Here is a 22553-nt window from a genome sequence, read left to right as displayed (position 1 = left end):
AAACCCTGGAGGGATCGCTAAGTTGATTATAATGGGTGAACCTGGAACAGAACGCATAAGTTCACGCTAATTTAACAAAATTACAGCATCAAGCAGGCTTACGCCGTATAATGAAGCGCTTACAGAGAGGCCATGACTAACTGCATGAAATACCACGATCTCCGCGACTTCCTGACGCTGCTGGAAAAGCAGGGCGAACTCAAACGCATTACACTTCCTGTTGATCCTTATCTGGAAATGACAGAAATTGCTGACCGCACCCTGCGTGCCGGTGGCCCCGCGTTACTCTTTGAAAATCCGAAAGGTTACTCCATGCCGGTGCTGTGCAACCTGTTTGGTACACCGCGTCGTGTCGCATTGGGGATGGGGCAGGAAGACGTTACCGCGTTGCGTGAAGTGGGTAAGCTGCTGGCATTTCTGAAAGAGCCAGAGCCACCGAAAGGCTTCCGCGATCTGTTCGACAAGCTGCCGCAGTTTAAGCAGGTGCTGAACATGCCAACCAAACGCCTGCGCGGTGCGCCGTGCCAGCAAAAAGTGCTGGAAGGCGATGCGGTTGATTTGACCAAAATTCCCATTATGCAGTGCTGGCCTGAAGATGCTGCGCCGCTGATCACCTGGGGTTTGACCGTCACGCGCGGTCCGCATAAAGAACGGCAAAATCTGGGTATTTACCGCCAGCAGTTGATTGGTAAGAATAAGCTCATCATGCGCTGGCTGTCGCATCGCGGCGGCGCGCTGGATTTCCAGGAGTGGTGCGCTGCGCATCCGGGTGAACGTTTCCCGGTCTCTGTCGCCTTAGGCGCTGACCCGGCCACTATTCTGGGAGCCGTTACACCCGTGCCGGATACGCTCTCTGAATATGCGTTTGCCGGCCTGCTGCGCGGGACAAAAACCGAAGTCGTGAAGTGTATTTCGAACGATCTCGAAGTTCCGGCCAGTGCGGAAATTGTGCTGGAAGGTTACCTTGAGCAGGGCGAACTGGCACCGGAAGGCCCTTACGGCGACCACACCGGTTATTACAACGAAGTGGATAACTTCCCGGTGTTTACCGTTACGCACATTACGCAGCGTGAAGATGCGATTTATCACTCTACCTACACCGGGCGTCCACCGGATGAACCCGCAGTACTGGGGGTGGCGCTGAATGAAGTGTTTGTGCCGATCCTGCAAAAGCAGTTCCCGGAAATCGTTGATTTTTACCTGCCCCCTGAAGGGTGCTCGTATCGCCTGGCGGTAGTGACGATGAAGAAGCAGTATCCCGGTCATGCGAAACGCGTGATGATGGGCGTCTGGTCTTTCCTGCGCCAGTTTATGTATACCAAATTTGTTATTGTCTGCGATGATGACGTTAACGCTCGCGACTGGAATGACGTCATTTGGGCGATTACCACGCGAATGGACCCGGCGCGCGATACGGTGTTAGTCGAGAACACGCCGATAGATTACCTGGACTTTGCCTCGCCGGTTTCCGGTCTTGGCTCAAAAATGGGACTGGATGCCACAAATAAATGGCCTGGCGAAACCGACCGTGAATGGGGTCGCCCGATCAAAAAAGATCCTGCCGTGACCGCGCGTATTGACGCGATCTGGGATGAACTGGCCATAATGAATAACGGTAAACCTGAAACAGGCCGTTAAGCCCTATAGACTTCACGACAGAGAGAGCGAATGACAACCTTAAGCTGTAAAGTGACCTCGGTAGATGCCATCACCGACACCGTATATCGCGTCCGTTTAGTGCCAGAAGCGGCATTCTCTTTCCGCGCTGGTCAGTACTTAATGGTAGTGATGGATGAGCGTGATAAGCGTCCTTTCTCTATGGCCTCTACGCCAGCAGAGAAAGAATTTATTGAGCTGCATATTGGTGCGTCTGAGCTTAACCTGTACGCGATGGCCGTTATGGACCGCATCCTGAAAGAACGTGAGATTGTGGTCGACATCCCTCACGGCGAAGCGTGGCTGCGCGATGACGAAGATCGTCCGCTGATCCTCATCGCTGGCGGTACGGGATTCTCTTATGTGCGCTCTATTCTGTTGACCGCTCTGGCACGTAACCCGGACCGTGACATCACCATTTACTGGGGTGGCCGCGAAGAGAAGCATCTATATGACCTGTCTGAGCTGGAAGCGCTGAGCGTAACCCATCCTAACCTGCGCATTGAGCCGGTGGTTGAGCAGCCGGAAGAGGGCTGGCGTGGGCGTAGCGGTACCGTGCTGACGGCGGTATTGCAGGATCACGGCACGCTGGCAGGACACGATATCTATATCGCAGGTCGTTTCGAGATGGCGAAAATCGCCCGGGACCTGTTCTGTAACGAACGTGACGCGCGTGAAGATCGCCTGTTTGGCGATGCGTTTGCCTTCATTTAAATAAAAAACCCGCCCCTGACAGGCGGGAAGAACGGCAACTAAACTCTCTCTCTTCGCCAATGACGCCATAACTGCGTTGGCTGCGCTCGTTCACCCGAATCACTTACTTGAGTAAGCTCATCGGGATTCGCTCGCTTGCCGCCTTGTTCTGACGTCATTGGCTTTGAAATACTTTTCCTGATTTACACTCTCTCAAACACCGTCGCGATACCCTGACCCAACCCGATGCACATTGTTGCCAGTCCGAACTGGGCATCTTTGCGCTCCATCAGATTAATCAGCGTCGTGCTGATACGCGCCCCGGAGCAACCGAGTGGGTGGCCGAGGGCGATCGCGCCGCCGTTGAGGTTAATTTTCTCGTCGATCTGTTCCATCAGCCCCAGATCTTTAATGCACGGCAGGATCTGCGCGGCGAAGGCTTCGTTCATCTCGAACAGATCGATGTCGCTGGCGGTTAGTCCCGCTTTTTTCAGCGCCAGCTTCGAGGCCGGAACCGGGCCGTAACCCATGATTGAAGGATCGCAGCCCACGACAGCCATCGAACGTACCCGAGCGCGTGGGGTTAACCCCAGCTCACGGGCGCGGCTTTCGCTCATCACCAGCATCGCCGCTGCTCCGTCGGACAGCGCCGACGAGGTACCTGCCGTGACCGTACCGGTGACCGGATCAAATGCCGGACGCAACGTAGAAAGTGCTTCCACCGTTGTTTCCGGGCGGATCACTTCGTCGTAGCTGAACTGCTTCAGAACGCCGTCCGCATCGTGACCGCCGGTAGGGATGATCTCGTTTTTAAATGCGCCGGACTGCGTGGCAGCCCAGGCGCGGGCATGGGAACGTGCGGCAAACGCATCCTGCATTTCACGGCTGATGCCGTGCAGGCGGGAGAGCATCTCCGCGGTGAGACCCATCATTCCCGCAGCTTTTGCCACGTTACGGCTCATCCCCGGATGGAAATCGACGCCGTGGCTCATCGGGACGTGCCCCATATGCTCCACACCGCCGACCAGGCAGGCCTGAGCATCGCCGGTCATGATCATACGTGCCGCATCGTGCAGCGCCTGCATAGACGAACCGCACAGACGGTTAACGGTGACGGCCGGAACCGAATGCGGGATCTCCGCCAGCAGTGACGCATTACGCGCGATATTGAAGCCCTGCTCCAGGGTCTGCTGCACGCAGCCCCAGTAGATATCGTCGAGCGCGGCGGGGTCCAACGCCGGATTACGCGCCAGCAGGCTACGCATCAGGTGTGCGGAGAGGTCTTCCGCGCGCACGTTACGGAATGCGCCGCCTTTTGAACGGCCCATCGGGGTGCGAATCGCATCAACAATGACAACCTTTTCCATTGTGACTCCTTAAGCCGTTTTCAGCTCGCCAACCGGACGGGCTGGCTCAACTGCTGGGTAATAGGGTTCGTTATGGCGCGCTTTGTTGCGCAGCCCTTCAGGCACTTCATAGAGCGGGCCGAGGTGCTGATACTGCTGAGCCATATCGAGATAGCGGGCGCTGCCGATGGTGTCCAGCCAGCGGAATGCGCCACCGTGGAACGGAGGGAAGCCCAGGCCGTATACCAGCGCCATATCCGCTTCGGCCGGGCTGGCGATAATGCCTTCTTCCAGACAACGCACCACTTCGTTGATCATCGGGATCATCATGCGGGCGATGATCTCATCGTCGGTGAAGTCACGTTTTGACTGGCATACGTCGGCCAGCAGGCCATCCACCGCCGCATCCTCTTCTTTCTTCGGTTTGCCTTTGCTGTCTTCTTTATAGCGCCAGAAGCCCAGGCCGTTTTTCTGACCGAAGCGGTTAGCGTCGAACAGGGCGTCAATCGCGTCGCGATAATCTTTCTGCATGCGCTGCGGGAAGCCCGCCGCCATCACCGCCTGGGCGTGATGGGCGGTATCAATACCGACCACGTCCAGCAGATACGCCGGGCCCATCGGCCAGCCGAACTGTTTTTCCATCACTTTGTCGATTTTGCGGAAGTCTGCCCCGTCGCGCAGCAGCTGGCTGAAACCGGCGAAGTAAGGGAACAGTACGCGGTTGACGAAGAAGCCCGGGCAGTCGTTAACAACGATCGGCGTTTTGCCCATCTTGCTTGCCCACGCCACCACTTTGGCGATGGTTTCGTCAGAGGTTTTTTCCCCTCGGATCACTTCGACCAGCGGCATACGGTGTACCGGGTTGAAGAAGTGCATTCCGCAGAAGTTTTCCGGACGCTTCAGTACGCTCGCCAGTTCGCTAATCGGAATAGTCGAGGTATTAGAGGCCAGTACGGTATCCGGACGAACTTTGTCTTCCGTTTCCGCCAGCACCGCTTTTTTGACTTTCGGGTTCTCTACGACCGCCTCAACGACCACGTCCACACGATCAAAACCGCTGTATTCCAGCACAGGCTGAATGGTGGAGATCACGCCAGCGAGCTTCAGCCCGTCAATTTTGCCGCGCTCCAGCTGTTTATTCAGCAGCTTGGCCGCTTCGGTCATGCCCAGCGTCAGGGATTTCTCGTTAATGTCTTTCATCACTACCGGCACGCCTTTCCAGGCTGACTGGTAGGCGATGCCGCCACCCATAATGCCCGCCCCGAGTACCGCCGCGTGTTTTGGGGTCTCAACGTTTTTGGTCAGCTGTTTAGCTTTGCCTTTCACGAACTGATCGTTCAGGAAGATGCCAACCAGCGCGCGGGCTTCGTTGGTGTGCGCCAGCGGGACGAAGCTCTGATTTTCCAGTTTCAGGGCTTCGTCACGGCCCAGACGGGCGGCCGCTTCAATGGTTTTCACTGCCGTGATCGGCGCCGGGTAGTGTTTACCCGCCGTCTGCATCACCATGCCTTTGGCGATGGTGAAGCTCATGGTGGCTTCTATCTTGCTGAGTTTTAACGGCTCAAGCTTCGGCTGGCGTTTGGCTTTCCAGTCGAGATCGCCATTAATGGCCTGACGCAGAATAGCCAGAGCGCCTTCAACCAGTTTTTCTGGCTTAACCACGCCGTCCACCAGGCCGATTTTCTGCGCCTGTTCCGCGCCGACATCTTTACCGGCGGCGATGATCTCCAGCGCGCTGTCAGCACCCAGCATGCGCGGCATACGGACGGATCCGCCAAAGCCCGGCATGATCCCCAGTTTGGTTTCCGGCAGGCCGATACGCAGATCCGGCGTGGCCAGACGGTAGTCGGTTGCCAGCACGCATTCGCAGCCACCGCCTAATGCGTAACCATTAACGGCGGAAATAGTCGGAACAGGCAGGTCTTCCAGACGGTTAAAGACGCTGTTAGCAAAGTGCAGCCACTGGCTCAACTGTTCTTCAGGCACCTGGAACAGGGAAAGGAATTCGGTGATATCGGCACCGACAATAAAGGCTGCTTTGTTTGAGCGCAGCAGCAGCCCTTTTAATTCAGTTTGCTTTTCAAGTACTTCCAACGCCTGGCCAAGACTGGCCACGGTCGCGGTATCAAGCTTGTTCACTGAGCCGGGAGCATCGAATACCAGTTCGGCAATGCCATCTTCCAGCCAGTTGAGGTACAGGGTGTCGCCTTTGTAGAGCATGTCAGTCTCCTGAATCCAGCAATTGGATCTGGTCATACCAGATGAAACGGAGTGTGGGATTTATGTTAATAAAATGCAAATTACTCATTAAGAAATTGCTGCATTGATCACGGTCGGTGGAAATCACGCAGCCGGAGTGAGGTGTGCTAAGATGCGATGACTTGAGGTCAAAAAAACGAAAGGAAGAATGATGGACTCACTGGCTTCGCTTTATAAAAATCATATCGTTACCCTACAGGAACGTACCCGCGATGTACTGGCCCGCTTCAAACTGGATGCCCTGCTTATCCATTCCGGCGAGCTGATAAACACATTTCTTGATGACCATGCCTATCCGTTCAAGGTTAACCCGCAGTTTAAAGCCTGGGTGCCTGTTACTCAGGTTCCTAACTGCTGGTTGCTGGTGGATGGCGTGAACAAGCCGAAACTGTGGTTCTACCTGCCGGTCGATTACTGGCACAACGTGGAACCGCTGCCGACCTCTTTCTGGACGGAAGAAATTGATGTGATTGCGCTGCCAAAAGCGGACGGCATTGGCAGCCAGCTACCTGCTGCACGCGGCAATATCGCCTATATTGGCCCGGTTCCGGAGCGTGCATTGGGTCTGGATATTCCCGCGGACAAACTCAACCCGAAAGGGGTGCTCGACTTCCTGCATTACTACCGCGCGTACAAAACCGATTACGAACTTTACTGCATGCGTGAAGCGCAAAAAACGGCGGTGAATGGCCATCGTGCCGCGCACGAGGCGTTCCAGTCCGGCATGAGCGAATTCGATATCAACCAGGCGTACCTGACCGCGACCGGCCACCGTGATACCGACGTGCCATACAGCAATATTGTCGCGCTGAATGAGCATGCTTCTGTTCTTCACTACACCAAACTGGACCATCAGGTTCCGTCGGAAATGCGCAGCTTCCTGCTTGATGCCGGCGCTGAGTACAACGGTTATGCGGCTGACCTGACCCGTACCTGGGCGGCTAATGCTGACACCGATTTCGCGCAGCTGATTAAAGACGTGAACGATGAGCAACTGGCGCTTATTGGTACCATGAAAGCCGGTACCAGCTACGTGGATTATCACGTTCAGTTCCATCAGCGCATCGCGAAGCTTCTGCGTAAGCATCAGATTGTGAAAGACATGAGCGAAGAGGCAATGGTCGAGAACGATCTCACCGGGCCATTCATGCCGCACGGTATTGGTCACCCGCTGGGCCTGCAGGTTCACGACGTCGCTGGCTTTATGCAGGATGATACCGGTACGCATCTTGCGGCACCGTCTAAATATCCTTACCTGCGCTGCACCCGTATTCTTGAGCCGCGTATGGTGTTGACGATTGAACCGGGGATCTACTTTATTGAATCCCTGCTGGCGCCATGGCGTGATGGTCAGTTCAGCAAACACTTCAACTGGGAAAAAATTGACGCACTGAAACCGTTTGGCGGTATTCGTATCGAAGATAACGTGGTGATTCACGAGAACGGTATCGAGAATATGACGCGAGACCTGAAGCTGGCCTGATGGAAAGCTGGCTGATACCGGCTGAACCGGTCACCTTTGTTGAGGAAATCAAGAAAAGCCGCTTTATTACGCTGCTGGCACACACCGACGGCGTTGAAGCGGCAAAGGCATTTGTCGAGTCTGTCCGGGCTGTGCATCCTGACGCACGTCACCACTGTGTGGCGTGGGTGGCAGGGCCCCCGGACGATTCGCAACAGCTTGGCTTTTCCGATGACGGTGAACCCGCGGGAACCGCCGGTAAACCCATGCTCTCGCAGCTGATGGGCAGCGGCGTGGGTGAAATTACCGCCGTGGTGGTGCGTTACTACGGCGGCATCTTGTTAGGCACGGGCGGGCTGGTGAAAGCCTATGGCGGTGGCGTTCAGCAGGCACTGAATATATTGACGACCACCCGCAAAACGCCGCTCACCGAATATACTCTATTGTGCGATTACGCCCAATTATCCGGCATCGAAGCGTTGCTGAAACAGTTTAATGGTGTTATCGCGCACAGTGACTTTCAGGCGATGGTGCAATTACGCGTGGCGCTTCCTCAGGCGGAGCTGGCTGCTTTTTCAGCAAAACTGGCAGATTTTAGTCGCGGTTCGTTGCAATTACTGCCGATTGAAGAATAATCCCCACCTCACTTTTTTGAATACCAAAGGAAGCGGCAGAGATGCATTTTCGTGCCATAACCCGAATCGTTGGACTGCTGGTCATACTTTTTTCCGGGACGATGATTCTCCCAGGACTGGTGGCGCTTATCTACCGGGACGGCGCGGGGCGGGCATTTACCCAGACCTTTTTTGTCGCACTGGCGATTGGCTCGCTGCTGTGGTGGCCGAATCGTCGTCAGAAAGGTGAGCTGAAATCCCGCGAAGGCTTTCTGATCGTGGTGCTGTTCTGGACGGTGCTGGGGAGCGTGGGTTCGCTGCCCTTTATCTTCTCCGAGCAACCTAACCTGAGCATCACGGATGCCTTTTTTGAATCGTTCTCGGGGTTAACGACCACCGGGGCGACGACGCTGGTGGGTCTGGATTCATTACCCCACGCCATCCTCTTTTATCGCCAGATGCTGCAGTGGTTCGGCGGTATGGGGATCATCGTCCTGGCGGTAGCTATTCTGCCCATTCTGGGCGTCGGTGGGATGCAGTTGTACAGGGCTGAAATGCCCGGGCCGCTGAAAGATAACAAGATGCGCCCGCGTATTGCCGAGACGGCGAAAACCCTGTGGCTGATTTATGTCCTGCTGACGGTGGCCTGTGCGCTGGCGCTCTGGTTTGCCGGGATGCCTGCTTTCGATGCCATCGGACACAGCTTTGCGACAATCGCTATCGGCGGGTTCTCCACCCACGATGCCAGCGTAGGCTACTTCGATAGCCCAACGATCAACACCATCATTGCGATTTTCCTGCTGATTTCTGGCTGTAACTATGGCCTGCACTTCTCTTTACTGAGCGGGCGAAGCCTGAAGGTGTACTGGCGCGACCCTGAGTTCCGCATGTTTATTGGTGTCCAGCTTACGCTGGTCGTCATCTGTACCCTGGTGCTGTGGTTCCATGATGTTTACAACTCCGCGCTGACAACCCTAAACCAGGCGTTCTTCCAGGTGGTATCAATGGCGACGACCGCCGGATTTACCACGGACAGTATTGCGCGCTGGCCGCTGTTCCTGCCGGTACTCCTGCTGTGCTCTGCGTTTATTGGCGGCTGCGCCGGGTCGACGGGCGGTGGCCTGAAGGTGATTCGTATTCTGCTGCTGTTCAAGCAGGGCAACCGTGAGCTGAAACGACTGGTCCACCCGAACGCGGTCTACAGCATTAAACTGGGGAACCGCGCGCTGCCGGAACGTATTCTCGAAGCCGTATGGGGCTTTTTCTCGGCGTATGCGCTGGTCTTTATCGTCAGTATGCTGGCGATCATCGCGACGGGGGTGGATGATTTCTCCGCCTTTGCGTCCGTCGTCGCAACATTGAATAACCTCGGGCCAGGCCTGGGGGTCGTGGCGGATAACTTTGCCAGTATGAACCCGGTCGCGAAATGGATCCTCATTGCCAATATGCTGTTTGGTCGTCTTGAGGTCTTTACTCTGCTGGTGCTCTTCACCCCAACATTCTGGCGCGAATAAGGAGCCGTTGATGAAAACACTGATTCTTTTCTCTACGCGAGACGGACAAACACGTGAGATTGCCGCGTATCTGGCGTCGGAATTAAAAGAACTGGGTATTTACTCGGATGTGGTGAACCTGAATCGCGCGGAGCAGATCACATGGCAGGAGTACGATCGCGTGGTGATTGGCGCCTCTATTCGTTACGGGCATTTCCATCCAGCGCTGGATCGCTTTGTGAAAAAGCACACGGCGGTGCTCAACAAATTGCCCGGCGCGTTTTACTCGGTCAATCTGGTTGCGCGTAAAGCCGAGAAGCGTACGCCGCAGACCAACAGCTATACGCGCAAGTTTTTACTCAGCTCACCGTGGCAGCCAGACCTGTGCGCGGTTTTTGCTGGTGCGCTGCGTTACCCTCGATACCGTTGGTATGACCGTTTCATGATCCGCCTGATTATGAAAATGACCGGTGGTGAAACCGATACCCGTAAAGAAGTGGTTTATACCGACTGGTCGCAGGTGGCCAGTTTTGCGCGGGAAATCGCACATTTAACGGACGATTCGCGACTTAAATAAGCGTTAAGTTTGAAAAGTGAGCGAACGAAAAGTTTTTTGTATTTTGTGCTTGTCACTGTGAAATAACTCCCTATAATGCGCCTCCACTGACACGGAACAACGGCACACACGCCGCCGGGTCAGCAGAGAAAAGCAAAATAAACGCTTGACTCTGAAGCGGGAGAGCGTAATATGCACACCCCGCGCCGCAGCGAAAACGAAGCGGCACTGCTCTTTAACAATTTATCAGACAATCTGTGTGGGCACTCAAAGTGACATGGATTCTTAACGTCGCAAGACGAAAAATGAATACCAAGTCTCTGAGTGAACATACGTAATTCATTACGAAGTTTAATTCACGAGCATCAAACTTAAATTGAAGAGTTTGATCATGGCTCAGATTGAACGCTGGCGGCAGGCCTAACACATGCAAGTCGAACGGTAGCACAGAGAGCTTGCTCTCGGGTGACGAGTGGCGGACGGGTGAGTAATGTCTGGGAAACTGCCTGATGGAGGGGGATAACTACTGGAAACGGTAGCTAATACCGCATAACGTCGCAAGACCAAAGAGGGGGACCTTCGGGCCTCTTGCCATCAGATGTGCCCAGATGGGATTAGCTAGTAGGTGGGGTAACGGCTCACCTAGGCGACGATCCCTAGCTGGTCTGAGAGGATGACCAGCCACACTGGAACTGAGACACGGTCCAGACTCCTACGGGAGGCAGCAGTGGGGAATATTGCACAATGGGCGCAAGCCTGATGCAGCCATGCCGCGTGTATGAAGAAGGCCTTCGGGTTGTAAAGTACTTTCAGCGGGGAGGAAGGTGTTGTGGTTAATAACCGCAGCAATTGACGTTACCCGCAGAAGAAGCACCGGCTAACTCCGTGCCAGCAGCCGCGGTAATACGGAGGGTGCAAGCGTTAATCGGAATTACTGGGCGTAAAGCGCACGCAGGCGGTCTGTCAAGTCGGATGTGAAATCCCCGGGCTCAACCTGGGAACTGCATTCGAAACTGGCAGGCTAGAGTCTTGTAGAGGGGGGTAGAATTCCAGGTGTAGCGGTGAAATGCGTAGAGATCTGGAGGAATACCGGTGGCGAAGGCGGCCCCCTGGACAAAGACTGACGCTCAGGTGCGAAAGCGTGGGGAGCAAACAGGATTAGATACCCTGGTAGTCCACGCCGTAAACGATGTCGACTTGGAGGTTGTGCCCTTGAGGCGTGGCTTCCGGAGCTAACGCGTTAAGTCGACCGCCTGGGGAGTACGGCCGCAAGGTTAAAACTCAAATGAATTGACGGGGGCCCGCACAAGCGGTGGAGCATGTGGTTTAATTCGATGCAACGCGAAGAACCTTACCTACTCTTGACATCCAGAGAACTTTCCAGAGATGGATTGGTGCCTTCGGGAACTCTGAGACAGGTGCTGCATGGCTGTCGTCAGCTCGTGTTGTGAAATGTTGGGTTAAGTCCCGCAACGAGCGCAACCCTTATCCTTTGTTGCCAGCGGTTAGGCCGGGAACTCAAAGGAGACTGCCAGTGATAAACTGGAGGAAGGTGGGGATGACGTCAAGTCATCATGGCCCTTACGAGTAGGGCTACACACGTGCTACAATGGCGCATACAAAGAGAAGCGACCTCGCGAGAGCAAGCGGACCTCATAAAGTGCGTCGTAGTCCGGATTGGAGTCTGCAACTCGACTCCATGAAGTCGGAATCGCTAGTAATCGTAGATCAGAATGCTACGGTGAATACGTTCCCGGGCCTTGTACACACCGCCCGTCACACCATGGGAGTGGGTTGCAAAAGAAGTAGGTAGCTTAACCTTCGGGAGGGCGCTTACCACTTTGTGATTCATGACTGGGGTGAAGTCGTAACAAGGTAACCGTAGGGGAACCTGCGGTTGGATCACCTCCTTACCTTAAAGAACCTGCCTTTGTAGTGCTCACACAGATTGTCTGATGAAAAAACAGCAGTAAAAATCTCTGCAGGCTTGTAGCTCAGGTGGTTAGAGCGCACCCCTGATAAGGGTGAGGTCGGTGGTTCAAGTCCACTCAGGCCTACCAAATTTTTGCTGATGCTGCGTTGCGGCGACACTCACATACTTAAGTATGCTTCGTGTCACCACGCCTTGCCTCAACAAAAATTACCGGTACAGAGGTTGGCAAAACGATGGGGCTATAGCTCAGCTGGGAGAGCGCCTGCTTTGCACGCAGGAGGTCTGCGGTTCGATCCCGCATAGCTCCACCATCTTTTACTGCGAACACAAGAAAACTTCAGAGTGAACCTGAAAAGGTGCACTGCGAAGTTTTGCTCTTTAAAAATCTGGATCAAGCTGAAAATTGAAACGACACACAGTTAATGTGTGTTCGAGTCTCTCAAATTTTCGCAAACCGATGATGAATCGAAAGAAACATCTTCGGGTTGTGAGGTTAAGCGACTAAGCGTACACGGTGGATGCCCTGGCAGTCAGAGGCGATGAAGGACGTGCTAATCTGCGAAAAGCGCCGGCGAGGTGATATGAACCTTTGACCCGGCGATGTCCGAATGGGGAAACCCAGTGTGATTCGTCACACTATCGTTAACTGAATACATAGGTTAACGAGGCGAACCGGGGGAACTGAAACATCTAAGTACCCCGAGGAAAAGAAATCAACCGAGATTCCCCCAGTAGCGGCGAGCGAACGGGGAGCAGCCCGGAGTCTGAATCAGCTTGTGTGTTAGTGGAACGGTCTGGAAAGTCCGACGGTACAGGGTGATAGTCCCGTACACGAAAATGCACAGGTTGTGAACTCGAAGAGTAGGGCGGGACACGTGGTATCCTGTCTGAATATGGGGGGACCATCCTCCAAGGCTAAATACTCCTGACTGACCGATAGTGAACCAGTACCGTGAGGGAAAGGCGAAAAGAACCCCGGCGAGGGGAGTGAAAAAGAACCTGAAACCGTGTACGTACAAGCAGTGGGAGCCTACTTGTTAGGTGACTGCGTACCTTTTGTATAATGGGTCAGCGACTTATATTCTGTAGCAAGGTTAACCGTATAGGGGAGCCGAAGGGAAACCGAGTCTTAACTGGGCGTTAAGTTGCAGGGTATAGACCCGAAACCCGGTGATCTAGCCATGGGCAGGTTGAAGGTTGGGTAACACTAACTGGAGGACCGAACCGACTAATGTTGAAAAATTAGCGGATGACCTGTGGCTGGGGGTGAAAGGCCAATCAAACCGGGAGATAGCTGGTTCTCCCCGAAAGCTATTTAGGTAGCGCCTCGTGAATTCATCTTCGGGGGTAGAGCACTGTTTCGGCTAGGGGGCCATCCCGGCTTACCAACCCGATGCAAACTACGAATACCGAAGAATGTTATCACGGGAGACACACGGCGGGTGCTAACGTCCGTCGTGAAGAGGGAAACAACCCAGACCGCCAGCTAAGGTCCCAAAGTCATGGTTAAGTGGGAAACGATGTGGGAAGGCACAGACAGCCAGGATGTTGGCTTAGAAGCAGCCATCATTTAAAGAAAGCGTAATAGCTCACTGGTCGAGTCGGCCTGCGCGGAAGATGTAACGGGGCTAAACCATGCACCGAAGCTGCGGCAGCGACGCTTATGCGTTGTTGGGTAGGGGAGCGTTCTGTAAGCCGTTGAAGGTGGCCTGTGAGGGTTGCTGGAGGTATCAGAAGTGCGAATGCTGACATAAGTAACGATAAAGCGGGTGAAAAGCCCGCTCGCCGGAAGACCAAGGGTTCCTGTCCAACGTTAATCGGGGCAGGGTGAGTCGACCCCTAAGGCGAGGCCGAAAGGCGTAGTCGATGGGAAACAGGTTAATATTCCTGTACTTGGTGTTACTGCGAAGGGGGGACGGAGAAGGCTATGTTAGCCGGGCGACGGTTGTCCCGGTTTAAGCATGTAGGCGGAGGTTCCAGGTAAATCCGGTACCTTTTTAACGCTGAGGTGTGATGACGAGGCACTACGGTGCTGAAGTAACAAATGCCCTGCTTCCAGGAAAAGCCTCTAAGCATCAGGTAACACGAAATCGTACCCCAAACCGACACAGGTGGTCAGGTAGAGAATACCAAGGCGCTTGAGAGAACTCGGGTGAAGGAACTAGGCAAAATGGTGCCGTAACTTCGGGAGAAGGCACGCTGATATGTAGGTGAAGCCCCTGCGGGTGGAGCTGAAATCAGTCGAAGATACCAGCTGGCTGCAACTGTTTATTAAAAACACAGCACTGTGCAAACACGAAAGTGGACGTATACGGTGTGACGCCTGCCCGGTGCCGGAAGGTTAATTGATGGGGTTAGCGGTAACGCGAAGCTCTTGATCGAAGCCCCGGTAAACGGCGGCCGTAACTATAACGGTCCTAAGGTAGCGAAATTCCTTGTCGGGTAAGTTCCGACCTGCACGAATGGCGTAATGATGGCCAGGCTGTCTCCACCCGAGACTCAGTGAAATTGAACTCGCTGTGAAGATGCAGTGTACCCGCGGCAAGACGGAAAGACCCCGTGAACCTTTACTATAGCTTGACACTGAACACTGGTCCTTGATGTGTAGGATAGGTGGGAGGCTTTGAAGCGTGGACGCCAGTCTGCGTGGAGCCAACCTTGAAATACCACCCTTTAATGGCTGGTGTTCTAACGTAGACCCGTGATCCGGGTTGCGGACAGTGTCTGGTGGGTAGTTTGACTGGGGCGGTCTCCTCCCAAAGAGTAACGGAGGAGCACGAAGGTTAGCTAATCCTGGTCGGACATCAGGAGGTTAGTGCAATGGCATAAGCTAGCTTGACTGCGAGAGTGACGGCTCGAGCAGGTGCGAAAGCAGGTCATAGTGATCCGGTGGTTCTGAATGGAAGGGCCATCGCTCAACGGATAAAAGGTACTCCGGGGATAACAGGCTGATACCGCCCAAGAGTTCATATCGACGGCGGTGTTTGGCACCTCGATGTCGGCTCATCACATCCTGGGGCTGAAGTAGGTCCCAAGGGTATGGCTGTTCGCCATTTAAAGTGGTACGCGAGCTGGGTTTAGAACGTCGTGAGACAGTTCGGTCCCTATCTGCCGTGGGCGCTGGAGAATTGAGGGGGCTGCTCCTAGTACGAGAGGACCGGAGTGGACGCATCACTGGTGTTCGGGTTGTCATGCCAATGGCACTGCCCGGTAGCTAAATGCGGAAGAGATAAGTGCTGAAAGCATCTAAGCACGAAACTTGCCCCGAGATGAGTTCTCCCTGAGACTATAAGTCTCCTGAAGGAACGTTGAAGACGACGACGTTGATAGGTCAGGTGTGTAAGCGCAGCGATGCGTTGAGCTAACCGATACTAATGAACCGTGAGGCTTAACCTTACAACGCCGAAGCTGTTTTGGCGGTGAGAGACGATTTTCAGCTGATACAGATTACAGAATTTGCCTGGCGGCTTTAGCGCGGTGGTCCCACCTGACCCCATGCCGAACTCAGAAGTGAAACGCCGTAGCGCCGATGGTAGTGTGGGGTCTCCCCATGTGAGAGTAGGGAACTGCCAGGCATCAAATAAGTGAAAAGGCCATCCGTAAGGATGGCCTTTTTGCGTTTCTGCGCTATACAAACTAATCCCCCAACGCCCTGCTTATACGGTAAACTACCTGCGTTTTTGCATCAGGATAGCGTTTATGAACCACTCCCTTAAGCCCTGGAATACCTTTGGTATTCAACGCAATGCTAATCACATTGTCCGTGCCGATACTGCACAGCAGTTGCTGAATGCATGGCAAAGCGCAACCGAAAAAAACGAACCCGTACTGATTCTGGGCGAAGGAAGTAATGTCCTGTTTCTCGACGATTTTGCGGGAACAGTGATCGTTAACCGCATCATGGGAATTGATGTGGAAGAGCGCGCCGATAGCTGGCACTTGCACGTGGGGGCCGGAGAAAACTGGCATCACCTGGTGCAATTTACCCTTGAAAAAGGGATGCCAGGCCTGGAAAACCTTGCGCTTATTCCGGGCTGCGCTGGATCATCACCGATTCAAAACATCGGTGCCTATGGCATCGAGCTGAAACATGTCTGTGAATACGTCGACTGCATCGAACTGGCGACTGGAACGGCTAAGCGTTTAACCGCAGAACAGTGCCGTTTTGGCTACCGTGACAGTATCTTCAAACATGAATATCAGGATCGCTACGTGATTGTCGCCGTGGGCCTGCGCCTGTCGAAGAACTGGCAGCCCGTACTGACCTACGGTGATTTAACGCGTCTCGATCCGGCTACCGCCACCCCCCGCGATGTGTTTGACTCGGTTTGTCATATGCGCATGACCAAGCTTCCCGACCCGAAAGTAAATGGAAATGCCGGAAGTTTCTTCAAAAACCCGGTGATCGACAGCGAAAAGGCAAAGGTCTTCCTTGAAGGATGGCCCGCAGCACCACATTACCCTCAGGCAGATGGCAGCGTGAAGCTGGCTGCGGGATGGCTTATCGATCAATGCCAGCTTAAAGGCACTTCAGTCGGAGGCGCTGCCGTTCATCAGCAGCAGGCTCTGGTACTGATCAATCAACATGATGCGAGCAGTGATGACGTGGTCAAACTGGCTCATTATGTTCGTGAACGTGTGGGTGAAAAGTTTAACGTCTGGCTGGAGCCAGAAGTCCGCTTCATTGGCCGCACAGGTGAAGTGAATGCCGTGGAGACCATCGCGTGAAAGACAACACCATCCCGTTAACCCTGATTAGCATCCTCGCGGATGGGGAGTTTCACTCTGGCGAGCAGTTGGGTGAGCAGCTGGGCATGAGCCGTGCAGGCATTAATAAACATATCCAGACCCTCCGCGACTGGGGTGTCGATGTCTTTACCGTTCCTGGAAAAGGGTACAGCCTGCCGGAACCCATTCAATTGCTGAATGAAGACGTGATTCGTAGCCAGATTGGGCACGGCAATGTTGCGGTGCTGCCGGTGATTGACTCAACGAACCAGTATCTTCTGGATCGTCTGCCTGAACTGAAATCCGGCGATGCCTGCGTTGCAGAGTATCAGCAGGCCGGGCGTGGTCGCCGAGGGCGAAAATGGTTCTCGCCCTTTGGTGCCAACCTCTACCTGTCCATGTACTGGCGACTCGATCAGGGCCCTGCCGCAGCGATTGGCCTGAGTCTGGTCATCGGGATTGTCATGGCAGAGGTGCTACACGATCTGGGCGCCGATCGGGTGCGTGTTAAATGGCCTAACGATCTTTACCTGAACGATCGTAAACTTGCCGGTATTCTGGTCGAACTGACGGGAAAAACGGGCGATGCGGCGCAAATCGTGATTGGCGCGGGCCTCAATATGGTGATGCGTAACGTACAAAACGATGTGGTCAACCAGGCCTGGACGAATCTCCAGGAGGCGGGGATCGTCATCGATCGTAACATCCTTGCCGTGCGTATGATTAAAGAGTTGCGCAGTTCACTGACGCTTTTTGAACAGGAAGGGCTCGCAACGTTCCTGTCTCGTTGGGAAAAACTGGACAACTTTATCAATCGCCCGGTGAAATTACTGATTGGTGATAAAGAGATCTACGGCATTTCCCGCGGGATTGACGCTCAGGGCGCGTTGCTCCTGGAACAGGATGGCGTGATCAAGCCCTGGATGGGCGGTGAGATTTCACTGCGAAGTGCCGAATAACCGAATGGGGTGAATGATGCGAAAACCCGTCTGCGCGACCCTGGCTGTGATGATGAGCTTGCTGTTCTCTCCTCTCTCGCAGGCGGGTCAGGCCTGGGAGAGTTACAAGGCGCGCTTTTTCAAACCGGAAGGCCGCATTGTTGATACCGGCAACGGCGGCGTTTCGCATACGGAAGGTCAAGGTTTCGCCATGTTAATGGCGGTGGCTAACGACGATAAGGCAACGTTCGATAAGCTCTGGCAATGGACCAACAGGACGCTAAAGAACAACGAAAATGGTCTGTTTTACTGGCGTTATAACCCCGCGGAGTCCAATCCGGTCGCTGATAAAAACAACGCCACAGATGGCGATGTCCTGATTGCATGGGCGTTGTTAAAAGCCGATGCGCGCTGGCATGACAAACGCTACAGCGCCGCATCGGATGCGATTACGAAAGCATTGATTGACCACACCGTAATCCGCTATGCGGGTTACCGCGTGATGCTGCCCGGCGTACAGGGATTTAAGCTTGAGGATGAAGTGGTCCTTAATCCTTCCTATTTTGTGTTTCCGGCCTGGCAGGCATTTGCCGGACGCAGTCATTTGCCGGTCTGGCGTGAATTGATAAAGGACGGGAAACGTCTGCTGGGAAAAATGGGATCGGGTAAAGCGAATCTACCGACAGACTGGGTTTCGCTGGCATCCGCGGGCAAGCTGACGCCGGCCAAAGGCTGGCCACCGCGAATGAGCTACGATGCGATTCGTATTCCGCTGTACATAGCCTGGTCTGATAAACAAAGCCCGCTGCTGACGCCCTGGAAAGCCTGGTTTGGTCAGTTCCCACGGGAACATACACCCGCCTGGGTTAACGTCACGACCAACGAATACGCGCCCTATATGATGGAAGGCGGTCTGCTGGCGGTCAGGGATTTAACGATGGGTCAGCCATCCGGCGAACCGGAAATCACCTCTAAAGACGACTACTATTCGGCAAGTCTGAAAATGCTGGTATGGATTTCAGCGCAATAATAACGCACTGACAATCCCCTCTCCCTACAGGGGAGAGGGGTAAATCCTTTATTGCGGATACGGTACCCAATCTCCGCCGTTCAGACGAACGTACGGTTTGTTCTGGTACTGAATCACCACAGCATTCGCGTTTTCGGAGACCTCTGCCGTTTGCGGCAGGTTGCTGGTGAGCTGATTCCAGTTCACGCTATCTTCCACAAACAGCTTCCCGTCCACGGCACGGGCAACCAGTTCTGAAATTGCCAGATAGCTGGTTGGCTGTGTAATCTCAATCGGCGCGCCCTGGTGCGGAGCCTTCATACCAAAGAATTTAATGCCCGCAGGCACGTTGGTAATAGACGGGCTTGGAATATCACGCAGACCTGACACCTGCATTCTGTCGCCTTTCAGCGCGCCACCGTGTTCAGGCACGACAACCACCATCACTTTACGGCCTGATTTTTCCAGCTCAGTGAAGAACGCATCCAGCTCGTCGAAGAATTTCTGCGCACGCACTTTATAATCTGCCGTTTTGCTCACGCCCGGGAAGTGGTTACCGTCGTGAAGCGGCAGGGTGTTAAAGAACGTCGCACTGCGCGGGTTGCTGTCTTTTTCGATGGTTTGCAGCCAGCGCTGCAGTACGGCTGTATCGTCGTAAACAGGTGAACCGTCGAAGCCGAGCAGAGTAACGGGAAGCCCGGTTTGATCCATCAGCGGCGCCTGCATGCCACCTTGTTCACGCACCTCTTTCAGGAAGTTACCGAACTGGCCGTTATGTCCCAGCATCAGATGCTGCGTAAAGCCCAGCTTCGCGAGGTTATCGAACAGATAACACTGATTCCCTGCCGGCTGGTACAGGTTTTTATGCGATGTCTGACCGCAGCTTGCACGCAGCAGGCGAATCGCTGCCGGGCCGCTGTATGAGGTGGCAGAGTTGAAATCTTTAAACTGGATATCGAAATGAGACCACAGTGGGTGAGACATTAATCCGGCTGCATCCACATCGGCCCAGGAGAGGGAACAGATGTTAATCACCAGCAGCTCAAACGGTTGAGCATCTGCCGGCAGTGCATCCGGGAATTTCGTCTGTCGCTTATCTTCTGCGGTATAGAAGCTGGAAAGCCACGCATTGAGGTTGGTGGAGGTCGGCGGTGCGGTCTGGGTTGGAATATCACCTACCACAGGCGTATCGCCTGCCGTGGTAACAGTAGCCGCTGCGCTTCCACCCGTGGTGGTCACCGTGGTGGTTGGTTGACCGGCAGGCCACAGGGAGAAGTTCGGTCCTGCCAGCGTCAGCACGTTAAGCCAGATCATAATGGCGACAACAAACACCGTGACGCGGATCCACTGCGACAGGAACAGCCAGGCCACCAGCAGGACAAAGATAGCGCCAATCATCTGCCAGTTAATAAAGCGCTCAACCAGATCAAGCATGTAGTCTGCACTGAAGCCCGCAACCTGTGACCCCTGGCTCATTATGCTGTCCGGACCCGGTAGCCAGGTATCGTGCCAGAACAGCGCAAAGCCGACGGGGATGGCTACCCAGTGACGTAAACGATGCAGCCTGATATTCGGCAACGGCATCAGCAGGAAGGCCATAAAGACCAGGTTAAGCAGGGGATGGAAATTCAGATAGCCTGCCCAGAGCAAACCAAACTTCACCAGAAAGTAAAAGTTCCAGCCGGAAAGGCCGCGCCAGTATTGCCAGAGCGGCGAGGGTGACGAAGCGGTATAGGTAGAATTAGTCATGTTTTCGGTCTGCCTTGACGTGTGATGCCCGTGTCAGTGTTCCGGCTGGTTTTACATAGCGAGGTTTTATAAACATCACTCTGGCCGTATCACGGATACGACGTATGGAATGGCGCGCATAGTAGCCAAGCGGGAAAAAGATCAGCGCACAGAATACGACCAGTTGAATAATATCGCTGATATTCATGATGGTACGTTCTCCCCATTCTCGGTTAATAAGCGATGGGGTTCCGGAACCCGACGCCAGACATGACCGTCATGTCTGGCATTGAGAATCGGTTTTGCATCGCTGGTGATCGCCAGCGGTTTAACCCATTGTTCAGGCTGAAGTGCGCGCATCTGCACCAGCTCCGCGCTGATAGCATTATCTTCGAACCAGATCATACGGTTTGAGAAAATATCCCCGGTAGGTAGGGGAAAGATGTGGTTAAGCGCGGTATCAAGATCGTTCACCCGGCAGAAGGACAAAAATAGCACCAGGCGATTGTCGCCAATGGTCATGATGTCCCCTGTACGATTCGGACGACATAAGGTGAGAGCCTGTTCAACGCGGATACCCGGTACAGGACGCAGCGCAACCATCACCCCTTTCCCGTCCGCAGGAAGTAGCGTGTTGCTCATCATATTGCCGACGGCGTCGCAGAAGTTATCCCATTTCTGGTATCCGCGCAGCTTCATCGGCTGCGTCATGGTGAGCAAGGTGGAAATGTCTTCCGGTACATGGCGGCTGAACTGCTGGCCCTGAACGCTTTCGATTAGCGTCAGGCAGCGTGACAGCGGCGCATTCCATGGAACAACCATATTTGCGCCGCAGCCAAGCAGCAGACGCTCATCGGTGGCGCGCAGGCTGGTATTGTTTTCCCGCACCACAATTTTTAATGCGCTGCCGCGCTGGCGACGTAAGGTATGAATTTGTCTCGCCAGCGTCTCAATCTGGTTATTTTGCATCAACGAGAAAACAAGGGTTGCCGCCTGGGTTGTACGAGCTTCATGAAAAAGCGCTTCGTTAGACTCAAACAGCGACCAGTTTTCCGACAGCGCGGGCGCGCCCTCTAAAACCGCAATATGGCTCAGGATGCGTTTTTCATCACTGCGCGGCTGCACAACCGTTTCTTCCTGCTGTGCCAGGTGCCATTTCCCCTCACTCTGTTTCAGGGTCAGCTGTTGCCTGGCGCTCACGCCTTTTTCATTACACCAGAAAGCAATATCGTAGAGATAGCTGCCTACCTGGTCACGCAGACTGGCCAGACCGAACAGGGAGCGATATTCACCCATTAAAAGTGAAAACAACTTGTCATTATTACTGCCGGGATTGACGACCAATAGCGTGCAATTTTGAAATTTTGCCCATTTATTGATTTTTTCCAGCCACGGCAGCAGTTTTTCAGCAGGGATATTTTGCAGGACGTTATTTGCGCATTTAAGAATCACTAAATAGTGATCCGGATCAATGGAGCACTGAACGTCGCGGGACAAAAAGTATAGACTATCCACTTCTGCTGACATGGAAAATAAGCGCACGGTTTGCGGTCCGCCGTCACTTTCCAGCGTGATAATTTTCTTCGGCTCTTCGCCCATGCTAATGACAGCCACGCGGGAATCCTTATCCTGGGCGGCAATTGTCTGGTTTACCAGACTGATGGCATCTTCATTACGGTCGGTATTAATCCACCAGACTCCACCGACTGGCATGTGGCTCAATTCGTCCCATAATGACTGGATGCCAATAGAAAATATGGAGTCCACGGTGTCCCTCTTTTCGTCTAATTTATCTGTATCTCAGTTTACTAGCGAAAGCGTAGAAATAAACCTAACATTGAAATTAAAGAACATCAGATTTAGCATGTAAATGAAATTTGTCAGGGCAGGACGCCCCGCAACTTCTGAGCGTGCGATTTTCCTCAAAGGGATGGCAGAAAAATGGATAATAACGAACCCGGAACCCCAGTCGACTCGACCCTGGGCTATACATTCCAAAACGATTTTCTGGCGCTGACGCAGGCCTTTTCTTTACCTGAAATAGATTACACCGATATTTCCCAGCGGGAACAGTTGGCCGCGGCTATTAAACGCTGGCCATTATTAGCTGAATTCGCCCATCAACAATAAGGGAGCCA

Annotated in this window: 15 protein-coding genes, 2 tRNA genes and 3 rRNA genes; 15 read left to right on the top strand and 5 right to left on the bottom strand. The window is 53.9% G+C overall.

Annotated features, from left to right (window positions below; genetic code table 11):
- Window positions 1-132: 132 nt before the first annotated feature.
- The gene (gene ubiD / locus A4308_RS06060) at window positions 133-1638 is read left to right on the top strand and encodes a 4-hydroxy-3-polyprenylbenzoate decarboxylase (RefSeq protein ID WP_023331547.1); all 1506 of its coding nucleotides are present in this window, start codon (window positions 133-135) and stop codon (window positions 1636-1638) included.
- A gap of 30 nt (window positions 1639-1668) precedes the next feature.
- The gene (fre, locus tag A4308_RS06055) at window positions 1669-2370 is read left to right on the top strand and encodes an NAD(P)H-flavin reductase (protein ID WP_014885614.1); all 702 of its coding nucleotides are present in this window, start codon (window positions 1669-1671) and stop codon (window positions 2368-2370) included.
- Between the two features lie 182 nt (window positions 2371-2552).
- Here the strand turns inward: fre and fadA are convergent, their stop codons facing one another.
- Both fadA and fadB read right to left on the bottom strand, forming a co-directional pair.
- Window positions 2553-3716, bottom strand: a complete 1164-nt coding sequence (fadA, locus tag A4308_RS06050) for an acetyl-CoA C-acyltransferase FadA (protein WP_008501515.1) — start codon at window positions 3714-3716, stop codon at window positions 2553-2555.
- A 9-nt stretch (window positions 3717-3725) separates the two neighbouring features.
- Window positions 3726-5915 carry a fatty acid oxidation complex subunit alpha FadB gene (gene fadB, locus A4308_RS06045; RefSeq protein ID WP_045281882.1) on the bottom strand — a complete coding sequence of 730 codons (2190 nt, stop codon included), beginning with the start codon at window positions 5913-5915 and terminating at the stop codon, window positions 3726-3728.
- 190 nt (window positions 5916-6105) lie between these two features.
- Here fadB and pepQ point away from each other — a divergent pair, with 190 nt between their 5' ends.
- The 12 genes from pepQ to A4308_RS05980 all read left to right on the top strand — a co-directional run bounded on the left by pepQ (window position 6106) and on the right by A4308_RS05980 (window position 18708).
- On the top strand, window positions 6106-7437 hold the full coding sequence (gene pepQ, locus A4308_RS06040; RefSeq protein ID WP_045281881.1) for a Xaa-Pro dipeptidase: 1332 nt from the start codon (window positions 6106-6108) through the stop codon (window positions 7435-7437).
- Window positions 7437-8051 (top strand): IMPACT family protein, encoded by a 615-nt coding sequence (locus A4308_RS06035; RefSeq protein WP_045281880.1) that lies wholly within the window; start codon window positions 7437-7439, stop codon window positions 8049-8051. The genes pepQ and A4308_RS06035 overlap by 1 nt, the downstream gene beginning before the upstream one ends.
- 41 nt (window positions 8052-8092) lie before the next feature.
- Window positions 8093-9544 carry a Trk system potassium transporter TrkH gene (gene trkH, locus A4308_RS06030; RefSeq protein ID WP_013099227.1) on the top strand — a complete coding sequence of 484 codons (1452 nt, stop codon included), beginning with the start codon at window positions 8093-8095 and terminating at the stop codon, window positions 9542-9544.
- A gap of 10 nt (window positions 9545-9554) precedes the next feature.
- Window positions 9555-10100 (top strand): menaquinone-dependent protoporphyrinogen IX dehydrogenase, encoded by a 546-nt coding sequence (gene hemG, locus A4308_RS06025; RefSeq protein ID WP_014885610.1) that lies wholly within the window; start codon window positions 9555-9557, stop codon window positions 10098-10100.
- 352 nt (window positions 10101-10452) lie between these two features.
- Window positions 10453-11992: ribosomal RNA gene (locus tag A4308_RS06015) — 16S ribosomal RNA — on the top strand.
- Window positions 11993-12062: 70 nt separating this feature from the next.
- A tRNA-Ile gene (locus A4308_RS06010) sits at window positions 12063-12139 on the top strand.
- A gap of 108 nt (window positions 12140-12247) precedes the next feature.
- Window positions 12248-12323 (top strand) — tRNA-Ala (locus tag A4308_RS06005).
- 180 nt (window positions 12324-12503) lie between these two features.
- Window positions 12504-15408, top strand: a 23S ribosomal RNA gene (locus A4308_RS06000).
- A gap of 63 nt (window positions 15409-15471) precedes the next feature.
- Window positions 15472-15587: ribosomal RNA gene (rrf, locus tag A4308_RS05995) — 5S ribosomal RNA — on the top strand.
- Together the 16S, 23S and 5S rRNA genes with 2 tRNA genes alongside form the textbook arrangement of a ribosomal RNA operon.
- A 124-nt stretch (window positions 15588-15711) precedes the next feature.
- Window positions 15712-16740, top strand: a complete 1029-nt coding sequence (murB, locus tag A4308_RS05990; RefSeq protein ID WP_023331542.1) for a UDP-N-acetylmuramate dehydrogenase — start codon at window positions 15712-15714, stop codon at window positions 16738-16740.
- Window positions 16737-17699 (top strand): bifunctional biotin--[acetyl-CoA-carboxylase] ligase/biotin operon repressor BirA, encoded by a 963-nt coding sequence (gene birA / locus A4308_RS05985; RefSeq protein ID WP_023331541.1) that lies wholly within the window; start codon window positions 16737-16739, stop codon window positions 17697-17699. The genes murB and birA overlap by 4 nt, the downstream gene beginning before the upstream one ends.
- A gap of 16 nt (window positions 17700-17715) precedes the next feature.
- Complete coding sequence (locus A4308_RS05980; protein ID WP_063308482.1) at window positions 17716-18708, top strand: glycosyl hydrolase family 8; 993 nt, start codon at window positions 17716-17718, stop codon at window positions 18706-18708.
- Window positions 18709-18756: 48 nt separating this feature from the next.
- Here the strand turns inward: A4308_RS05980 and bcsG are convergent, their stop codons facing one another.
- The 3 genes from bcsG to bcsE are packed head-to-tail and all read right to left on the bottom strand — an operon-like array spanning window position 18757 to window position 22182.
- On the bottom strand, window positions 18757-20436 hold the full coding sequence (gene bcsG, locus A4308_RS05975) for a cellulose biosynthesis protein BcsG (protein ID WP_023337936.1): 1680 nt from the start codon (window positions 20434-20436) through the stop codon (window positions 18757-18759).
- Window positions 20429-20623 (bottom strand): cellulose biosynthesis protein BcsF, encoded by a 195-nt coding sequence (gene bcsF / locus A4308_RS05970; protein WP_014885605.1) that lies wholly within the window; start codon window positions 20621-20623, stop codon window positions 20429-20431. Before bcsF ends, bcsG begins: the two co-directional genes overlap by 8 nt.
- A complete protein-coding gene (bcsE, locus tag A4308_RS05965) occupies window positions 20620-22182 on the bottom strand; it encodes a cellulose biosynthesis c-di-GMP-binding protein BcsE (RefSeq protein WP_045281293.1) in 1563 nt (520 codons plus the stop codon). The genes bcsF and bcsE overlap by 4 nt, the downstream gene beginning before the upstream one ends.
- A gap of 174 nt (window positions 22183-22356) precedes the next feature.
- Between bcsE and bcsR the strand changes: the two genes are divergently transcribed.
- Window positions 22357-22545: a cellulose biosynthesis protein BcsR gene (gene bcsR / locus A4308_RS05960; RefSeq protein ID WP_008503237.1), complete on the top strand. Its 189-nt coding sequence runs from the start codon at window positions 22357-22359 to the stop codon at window positions 22543-22545.
- Window positions 22546-22553: the final 8 nt, after the last annotated feature.

Source organism: Enterobacter sp. ODB01, assembly GCF_001623605.1.
In the GTDB taxonomy this organism is placed as follows: domain Bacteria; phylum Pseudomonadota; class Gammaproteobacteria; order Enterobacterales; family Enterobacteriaceae; genus Enterobacter; species Enterobacter kobei.
Note: the sequence above shows the minus strand (reverse complement) of the source record. Positions and strands in the feature narration are given on the sequence as shown.

What these genes read in the sequence shown, in the direction of transcription:
- bcsG (WP_023337936.1), bottom strand. Translation starts at nt 20,436, where the DNA reads ATGACTAATTCTACCTATACCGCTTCGTCACCCTCGCCGCTCTGGCAA.
- bcsR (WP_008503237.1), top strand. Translation starts at nt 22,357, where the DNA reads ATGGATAATAACGAACCCGGAACCCCAGTCGACTCGACCCTGGGCTAT.
- trkH (WP_013099227.1), top strand. Translation starts at nt 8,093, where the DNA reads ATGCATTTTCGTGCCATAACCCGAATCGTTGGACTGCTGGTCATACTT.
- pepQ (WP_045281881.1), top strand. Translation starts at nt 6,106, where the DNA reads ATGGACTCACTGGCTTCGCTTTATAAAAATCATATCGTTACCCTACAG.
- ubiD (WP_023331547.1), top strand. Translation starts at nt 133, where the DNA reads ATGACTAACTGCATGAAATACCACGATCTCCGCGACTTCCTGACGCTG.
- fadB (WP_045281882.1), bottom strand. Translation starts at nt 5,915, where the DNA reads ATGCTCTACAAAGGCGACACCCTGTACCTCAACTGGCTGGAAGATGGC.
- A4308_RS05980 (WP_063308482.1), top strand. Translation starts at nt 17,716, where the DNA reads ATGCGAAAACCCGTCTGCGCGACCCTGGCTGTGATGATGAGCTTGCTG.
- fre (WP_014885614.1), top strand. Translation starts at nt 1,669, where the DNA reads ATGACAACCTTAAGCTGTAAAGTGACCTCGGTAGATGCCATCACCGAC.
- hemG (WP_014885610.1), top strand. Translation starts at nt 9,555, where the DNA reads ATGAAAACACTGATTCTTTTCTCTACGCGAGACGGACAAACACGTGAG.
- fadA (WP_008501515.1), bottom strand. Translation starts at nt 3,716, where the DNA reads ATGGAAAAGGTTGTCATTGTTGATGCGATTCGCACCCCGATGGGCCGT.
- bcsF (WP_014885605.1), bottom strand. Translation starts at nt 20,623, where the DNA reads ATGAATATCAGCGATATTATTCAACTGGTCGTATTCTGTGCGCTGATC.
- murB (WP_023331542.1), top strand. Translation starts at nt 15,712, where the DNA reads ATGAACCACTCCCTTAAGCCCTGGAATACCTTTGGTATTCAACGCAAT.
- A4308_RS06035 (WP_045281880.1), top strand. Translation starts at nt 7,437, where the DNA reads ATGGAAAGCTGGCTGATACCGGCTGAACCGGTCACCTTTGTTGAGGAA.